The 6,753-nt window shown below is 59.9% G+C and carries 7 protein-coding genes; 3 read left to right on the plus strand and 4 right to left on the minus strand.

The features are described 5' to 3' along the window. Window positions 1–46: 46 nt before the first annotated feature. Together GIR22_RS15265 and pobA are read right to left on the minus strand one after the other, a co-directional pair. Complete coding sequence (locus GIR22_RS15265; RefSeq protein WP_178122273.1) at window positions 47–1,564, minus strand: DHA2 family efflux MFS transporter permease subunit; 1,518 nt, start codon at window positions 1,562–1,564, stop codon at window positions 47–49. A gap of 72 nt (window positions 1,565–1,636) precedes the next feature. Further along, window positions 1,637–2,821, minus strand: coding sequence for a 4-hydroxybenzoate 3-monooxygenase (gene pobA / locus GIR22_RS15270; protein WP_178122277.1), 1,185 nt, complete (start codon window positions 2,819–2,821; stop codon window positions 1,637–1,639). 186 nt (window positions 2,822–3,007) lie between these two features. Between pobA and GIR22_RS15275 the strand changes: the two genes are divergently transcribed. Continuing rightward, on the plus strand, window positions 3,008–3,895 hold the full coding sequence (locus tag GIR22_RS15275) for a helix-turn-helix domain-containing protein (protein ID WP_154744141.1): 888 nt from the start codon (window positions 3,008–3,010) through the stop codon (window positions 3,893–3,895). Here the strand turns inward: GIR22_RS15275 and GIR22_RS25965 are convergent. Together GIR22_RS25965 and GIR22_RS15280 are read right to left on the minus strand one after the other, a co-directional pair. Then, window positions 3,888–4,064 (minus strand): hypothetical protein, encoded by a 177-nt coding sequence (locus GIR22_RS25965; protein WP_178122274.1) that lies wholly within the window; start codon window positions 4,062–4,064, stop codon window positions 3,888–3,890. The genes GIR22_RS15275 and GIR22_RS25965 overlap by 8 nt on opposite strands. Window positions 4,065–4,164: 100 nt before the next feature. Beyond that, window positions 4,165–5,070, minus strand: a complete 906-nt coding sequence (locus tag GIR22_RS15280; protein ID WP_154744142.1) for a LysR family transcriptional regulator — start codon at window positions 5,068–5,070, stop codon at window positions 4,165–4,167. A gap of 114 nt (window positions 5,071–5,184) precedes the next feature. On the opposite strand from GIR22_RS15280, the gene GIR22_RS15285 reads away from it, so the two are divergent. Both GIR22_RS15285 and GIR22_RS15290 read left to right on the plus strand, forming a co-directional pair. Further along, the gene (locus GIR22_RS15285) at window positions 5,185–6,051 is read left to right on the plus strand and encodes an MBL fold metallo-hydrolase (protein ID WP_154744143.1); all 867 of its coding nucleotides are present in this window, start codon (window positions 5,185–5,187) and stop codon (window positions 6,049–6,051) included. A 31-nt stretch (window positions 6,052–6,082) separates the two neighbouring features. Beyond that, a complete protein-coding gene (locus GIR22_RS15290; protein ID WP_154744144.1) occupies window positions 6,083–6,697 on the plus strand; it encodes an NAD(P)-dependent oxidoreductase in 615 nt (204 codons plus the stop codon). Window positions 6,698–6,753: the final 56 nt, after the last annotated feature.

Genomic DNA, 6,753 nt, shown 5'->3' on the forward strand with positions numbered 1-6,753 from the left:
TTGATAAGGGTCCTGCGCGGCATCGGCATGCTCAAGATATGAAGCGTTATTGAGCCTTGTCTTCGCGCCCTCGCAACAACCGGTTGGGCATCGCAATTGCCGCCGCCAACCCCAGCAGCGATACCGCTGCGCTGATCATCAACAAATGCCGGAACGTCACCAGTAACTCCCCGCGCAAGGCATCTTGCGCCGGGCCTGGGGCGGCGCTGAGGCCATCGAGCAACACATTGCCGGAATGACCCTCTGCCGCGAGCGAAGCGCTGGCCAGGTGAGCAAAACTGGAGTCTTGCAGCAACGCCAACAACAGCGCCGACATGCACGCGACACCCACCGCACCACCCAGGGAGCGGAACAGGTTGGTGGTGCTGGTGGCGACACCGATATCCCGTTGTTCCACCGAGTTCTGCGTACCCACCAGGGACGTGGGGAACTGCATGCCGGTACCAATCCCGCTGAGCAACATGAACAGGCTGCTCAACAGCAGCGCCTGGGGGGCGCTGAAGGCCATGCCGAGGATTGCAATCGGGGTGAGCAGCGCGCCGGTGAGGATCATCGGTTTATAACGGCCGGTCACTGAGGTCATGCGCCCGGCAAAATAGGCGCCCACCGGCAATCCCATGGCCAGCGGCAGCAGGTGCAAGGCGGCGCTGTCGGCGCCAAAGCCGGTGACGGTCTGGTAGCGCAGGGGCATCAACACAATCAGCGAGATCGCCTGGAAGCTGGTAAAGAAAATCGTACACCAGCACAGCACAGCACTGCGGTTGGCGAACAGGTGCATCGGCAGCAAGGGCTCCCGCGTCCGACGCTCATGCCAGACAAATACCGTCAGTGCCACCAGGGCACAGCTCAGCAGGCCAAGTACCTGATCGTCACGCCAATCGTGGCCCTGGCCGATTTCGGTGATACCCAGCAGCAGCGCACTCAAGCCAATGATCATCAGCACAGAGCCAAGGTAGTCGATGACCGGTTTACGTTGCCCAACCGGCAGCCCCACCAGCGTGCGGTGGGCCACCCACCAGGCCCCTGCCCCCAAGGGCAGGTTGATCAGAAATACCCAGCGCCAAGACAAGTACTCGGTCATATAACCACCCAATATCGGCCCGGCAACGCTGGCCACCGCGTACATGCCGCTGAAATAGCCCTGGTAACGCCCGCGCTCACGGGGCGCGATGATGTCGCCGATAATCGCCTGGCTCACCGAGATCATCCCGCCAGCGCCAATACCCTGAAGGATCCGCGCCAGCACCAGTTGCTCCATGCTTTGTGCCATGCCACAGAACAGCGAGGCGATAGTGAATACGCCCATGCCAATCAGCATCATCGGCCGCCGGCCATACAAGTCGCCGAGCTTGCCGTAGATCGGCACGGCCACCGTCATCGCCACCATGTAGCCGGAGATTACCCAGGCCAACAGGCTGACGTCGTTGAACCGGGCGGAAATGGCCGGCATCGAGACGGCAACGATGGTCTGGTCCAGTGCCCCAAGGAAGATCGCCATCATCAAGGCAACCAGGACACTGCGAATAGCGGGCTGGGGTTGAGCGGGTTGATTGAGGTGGGTCACGGCTGAACCTGCAGGCAAGGCCCGTAGGGAGAAGGGCCTGCGGGAATGCCCGCTATGTTACTCGATAGCCAGCTATTCGATAGCCTCGTAAGGAAGTCCGACGTAGTTTTCCGCGATGGTCTTGCGTCCGGCCTCGGAGTCGATGAAATACTCAAGTTCACTCTGGGCAATTCGCTGGCTGAAGTCGTCCGACTCCGGGAACTGATGCAGCATTGAGGTCATCCACCAGGAAAACCGTTCGGCCTTCCAGACCCGCCGTAAACAGACCTGTGAGTATTTTTCCAGCAACTCCACCCGGCCCTCGCGATAAACCTTGAGCAGGATATTAAACAAGGTACTGACATCGCTGGCCGCCAGGTTCAGCCCCTTGGCGCCCGTGGGCGGCACAATATGGGCGGCGTCCCCCAGCAGGAACAGGCGACCGTACTGCATGGGCTCCACCACGAAGCTGCGCAGGGGCGCGATGCTCTTTTCGATGGAAGGCCCGGTCACCAGCCCGGCCGCCAACTCTTCTGGCAGGCGAGCTTTGAGTTCAGCCCAAAAACGCTGGTCGGACCAATCATCGACGGCCTCCTCGGCCGGCACCTGCAAGTAGTAGCGGCTGCGGGTCGGCGAACGCATGCTGCACAGGGCAAAGCCGCGTTCATGCTTGGCATACACCAGTTCGTCGTGGATCGGCGGGGTCTCGGCGAGGAGCCCCAGCCAGCCAAACGGATAGACCCGTTCGAAGATTTTCAACTGCCCGTGCGGAATCGACTGACGCGACACGCCATGAAAGCCGTCGCAACCGGCGATGTAGTCACACTCCAGGCGAAACGACTCGCCTGCATGTTCGAAGGTCAACCAAGGCTGTGGGCTTTTCAGGTCATGAGGCTGCACGTTGCGGGCTTCATAAAGGGTGATGGCGCCCGCTGCCTGGCGTGCCGCCATCAGGTCACGGGTGACTTCGGTCTGGCCGTAGATCATCACCGTCTTGCCACCGGTCAACGTCTTGAGATCGATGGCGACCCGCCGTCCGTTCAACGCCAGTTCAAACCCCTCATGTACCATGCCCTCGGCATCCATTCGCCGGCCAACACCGGCCTGGTGCAACAGCTCGACCATGCCTTGTTCCAGTACGCCGGCACGAATACGCCCCTTTACGTAATCGGGGGTCTGGCGTTCAAGAATCAGGGTTTGGATACCCGCGCGGTGCAGCAGTTGGCCCAACAGCAGCCCGGAGGGGCCGGCGCCAATAATGGCGACTTGGGTTTTCAGCGTTTTCATTATTTTTATGGCCCGTTTTACGCGAACGTATTCGGTGAAAGAGTTGTCATTGAATTTGCTGCTGGCATTTTTAACGTGAGTGACCGGCATTAAGAAGGTGAGAACTGATTCAAACCCTGCGCTTTTTGCCAATCGGGGCGATTACCGCACCACTATCCTGAGTATCGGATTGAAAACATGACCAAACCTGCCAGTACCGCGATTCCGGTCTTCAAACTGTATGGGGAAAACCAGCAATGGCCGACTCCGGATTTGTTGCACTGTGAAACCATCTCCCGGCGCAGCCGTGAGTATCAGTGGGAGATTGCGCCCCACCGGCATGCGGACCTGTGTCAGTTACTGTATGTGTACAAGGGCCAGGCGCAGTTGGAGATAGAAGGACAGCGCACGGTACTGAGCGAGTCGACGCTGCAAGTGTTGCCACCACTGTGCGTCCATGGCTTTCGCTTTTCCGAAGACGTGGAAGGTTATGTGGTGACCCTCTCCGCGCCACTGGTGGCGCATTTGCAGGGGCAATTGGGCTCGGCAGTGGACGGTTTGAGCGCATTGGGCAGTTACCCGGCGGGCAAGGAAGGTGACTACCTCAACAGCCTGTTTACCCGGCTGCAGGACGAATATGCCGATGATCAGCCAGCGCGGGACATGATGATGCACGCTCTGGTCAGCGTATTGCTGGTGTGGATCAGCCGCCAGGCCATCCAGCACCGCCATCCGCAAGCGCGTCGAGGGCGCGAGTATTTTCGGCGCTTCACCCAGTTGGTGGAGCAGTGCTACCGCGAACATCCGAAAATCGAAGACCTGGCCCACACGCTGGGAATCTCGGTGTCCCACCTCAACGGCACCTGCCGGGAACTGGGTGGACAGCCGGCGTTGCAGATCATGCACGACCGACAATTGCTGGAAGCCAAGCGCCTGCTGACCTACACCAGCATGACCATCAACGAAATGTCGCAAGTGCTGGGGTTTTCCGACCCGACCAACTTCTCACGGCTGTTTCGCCGACGTGTCGGGTTCTCGCCCAAGGCGTTTCGGGAACAGTTGAAGAGCGATCAGGGTATTACCTGAGGGCATTCAGGCTCGCGGTATGCGGCACACAGTGATTATGCTCGCAACTGGCAGCCAGGCTCGGCTTCATCCGAGTCTGCTCGACGCGATAGGCGGCTGTGCCATACAACGCCGTGGCGACAGCGCACAGGGTGAAAATCATCAGGTACTTTCTTGTTTTGAGCGACATGATGCTGACCTCTGGCCGGATCAAGAAGGCCCTTCATTCAGCATAGGCCAGCCAGGTCGCATTGCCATTATCGGACGGTATTCAACACCTTTATGACGCGTTAGAGACCGATATCCCACACCGGCTCTTGCGGGAACCTCAACACCAGGAAATCCAACAGGCTGCGCAGCGCCGACGGCATGTGTTTGCGCGAGGCATACACCGCGTACATGTTCATCTGTCGCGGTTCGGCCTCGGGCAGCAGGCGGACCAGTTCGCCGCTGCGGATATAGTCCCCGGCCTGGTAGCTGGGCAGCATCGCCACGCCGGCCCCAGCCAGGGTCGCCCGCAGCAAGGTGCCGGCTTCGTTGGCGCTGATATTGCCCTGCACAGGCACCGAGACGGGATTGCCCTGCTCTTCGAAATGCCAGAGGCTTTTGCCGAAGTAGGAGTGAGTCAGGCAATTGTGCCGGGCCAAGTCTTGCACCTTTTCCGGGTGCGGATGTTCCAGTAGATAGGTCGGTGAGGCGCAAATCACCGAACGACAGACCGTGAGCTTGCGGGCAATCAGGTTGGGGTCCAGGTCATTGCTGGTGCGGATCGCCAGGTCGATGCGCTCATCTACCAGGTTCACCGTGCGGTCGAGCATTTGCAGGTCGACACTGACCTGCGGGTAGCGCTTGACGTATTCGGCCATAGCCTGTGCCAATTGCGCCTGGCCAAAAGAGGTGCTGACACTCAGGCGCAACAGGCCGCGAGGCGCTTCGTCGGGCTCACTGACAGCAGCTTGCATGTCAGTGCACAGCTCCAGCATCTGCCGGCAACGGGGCAAGGTTTCACTGCCGGCGGCGGTCAGGCTCAATTTGCGGGTGGTGCGGTGCATCAGCCGGGCGCCAACCCAATTCTCCAGCTCCGCCAGGTAGCGCGACACCACAGGCCGCGACAGGTCCAAATGATCGGCGGCGGCTGACTGACTCCCCAGGTCCACCACTGCGACAAATACCCGCATTGCTTGAAGACGATCCATGATTTGCCCGTTTTCAGAAACAAACTATGTCCAAGCATCGCATTTTTTGCTGCGTTCAGTGCAACTAAGCTTTGTCCACTGCCTGCCAAGGCCTCTTCATTGCTGGAACTGCATATGTCCTCGATCCTCAAGCGTTTTGCACTGGCCTCGGCCGCCTTGGGCTTTGCCGCCCATGCCGCGGCCGCCGACCTGAAACTGGATGTCTACAACCCAGGTGAAGCGGCGATCTTCCCGGTCAGCTCGGTACTGGTCAGTGGCAAGAGAGACGCCATCCTGGTGGATGCCCAATTCGGCAAGGGCCAGGCCGAACAACTGGTGCATAAAATCCGCGCCAGCGGCAAGCAACTGACCGTCATTTATATCAGCCACGGTGACCCGGACTACTACTTCGGCCTCGACACCCTGACCGCCGCGTTCCCCAAGGCCCGCGTACTGGCGCCGCAACCGGTGGTGGACCATATCAAGGCCAGCGTGGCCGGAAAGCTTGAATACTGGGGGCCGAAGATGGGCGCCGACAAGCCGGCCAAAACCATTATTCCCCAAGTACTTGAAGGGCATGAGTTCACCCTTGAAGGGCAGAAACTGGAAGTGATCGGCCTCGATGGCCCGCAGCCCGACCGCAGCTTTATGTGGATTCCGTCGATCAAGGCGGTGGTTGGAGGTGTAGTCGTCGCTGAAAACATCCATGTGTGGATGGCCGACACCCAGGGCTCGAAATCCCACACTGACTGGCTGGCCACCCTGCAACGCATCAAGGACCTGAAGCCGCACACCGTAGTGCCCGGCCACTACCTGGGCCCTGCGTCACTGCAATCCGTGGCGTTCACCGCCGGCTACATCAAAGCCTTCGACGAGGAAACCGCCAAGGCCAAGGACTCCACGGCGCTGATCGCTGCGATGAAAAAACGCTACCCGAACCTCGCCGATGAAAGCTCCCTGGAGCTGAGCGCCAAAGTCGCCAAGGGCGAAATGAAGTGGTGAATTGATCCATCCCTACGCATTGGAGAACCGCATGAGCAAGATCGCAATTATTGGTGCCACCGGCCGTGCCGGTAGCCAACTGCTGGAAGAAGCCCTGCGTCGCGGCCACACCGTCACGGCCATTGCCCGCAATACCGACAAGATTGGCGCACGCCCTGGGGTCACGGTCAAACAAGCCGATGCCCTGGACGCCGACGCCTTGCAACAAGCCGTCAGCGGCAACGATGTGGTGATCAGCGCCGCGCACTTTGCCACCCTGCCCGCCAGCGCCGTGATCGGGCCGGTGAAAAACGCCGGCGTAAAACGCTTGCTGGTGGTGGGCGGTGCCGGTTCACTGTTGCTGCCAGACGGTAACCGCGTGATCGACAGCCCTGGTTTTCCGGATGAGTACAAGGCCGAAGCCAGCGCGGGCAGTGACTTCCTCGAGACCTTGCGCCAGGAAAAGGAACTGGATTGGAGCTTTCTCTCGCCGTCAGCAGAATTCGTCGAGGCCGAGCGCACCGGCACCTTCCGCTTGGGCCAGGAGCATTTGCTGGCGAACAGCGAAGGCCGTAGCTGGATCAGCTTTGCCGACTATGCGATTGTGCTGATCGATGAAGTGGAATCACCGAAGCATTCGCGCCAACGGTTTACTGTGGGTTATTGATGGGGTTACAGCTGATCATTGATCGATGGCCCTTTGTAGCCGCTGTCGAGGCACGG

Source organism: Pseudomonas karstica, from assembly GCF_009707515.1.
Classification (GTDB): Bacteria; Pseudomonadota; Gammaproteobacteria; order Pseudomonadales; family Pseudomonadaceae; genus Aquipseudomonas; species Aquipseudomonas karstica.

What these genes read in the sequence shown, in the direction of transcription:
- GIR22_RS25965 (WP_178122274.1), bottom strand. Translation starts at nt 4,064, where the DNA reads ATGTCGCTCAAAACAAGAAAGTACCTGATGATTTTCACCCTGTGCGCT.
- GIR22_RS15290 (WP_154744144.1), top strand. Translation starts at nt 6,083, where the DNA reads ATGAGCAAGATCGCAATTATTGGTGCCACCGGCCGTGCCGGTAGCCAA.
- GIR22_RS15280 (WP_154744142.1), bottom strand. Translation starts at nt 5,070, where the DNA reads ATGGATCGTCTTCAAGCAATGCGGGTATTTGTCGCAGTGGTGGACCTG.
- GIR22_RS15275 (WP_154744141.1), top strand. Translation starts at nt 3,008, where the DNA reads ATGACCAAACCTGCCAGTACCGCGATTCCGGTCTTCAAACTGTATGGG.
- GIR22_RS15285 (WP_154744143.1), top strand. Translation starts at nt 5,185, where the DNA reads ATGTCCTCGATCCTCAAGCGTTTTGCACTGGCCTCGGCCGCCTTGGGC.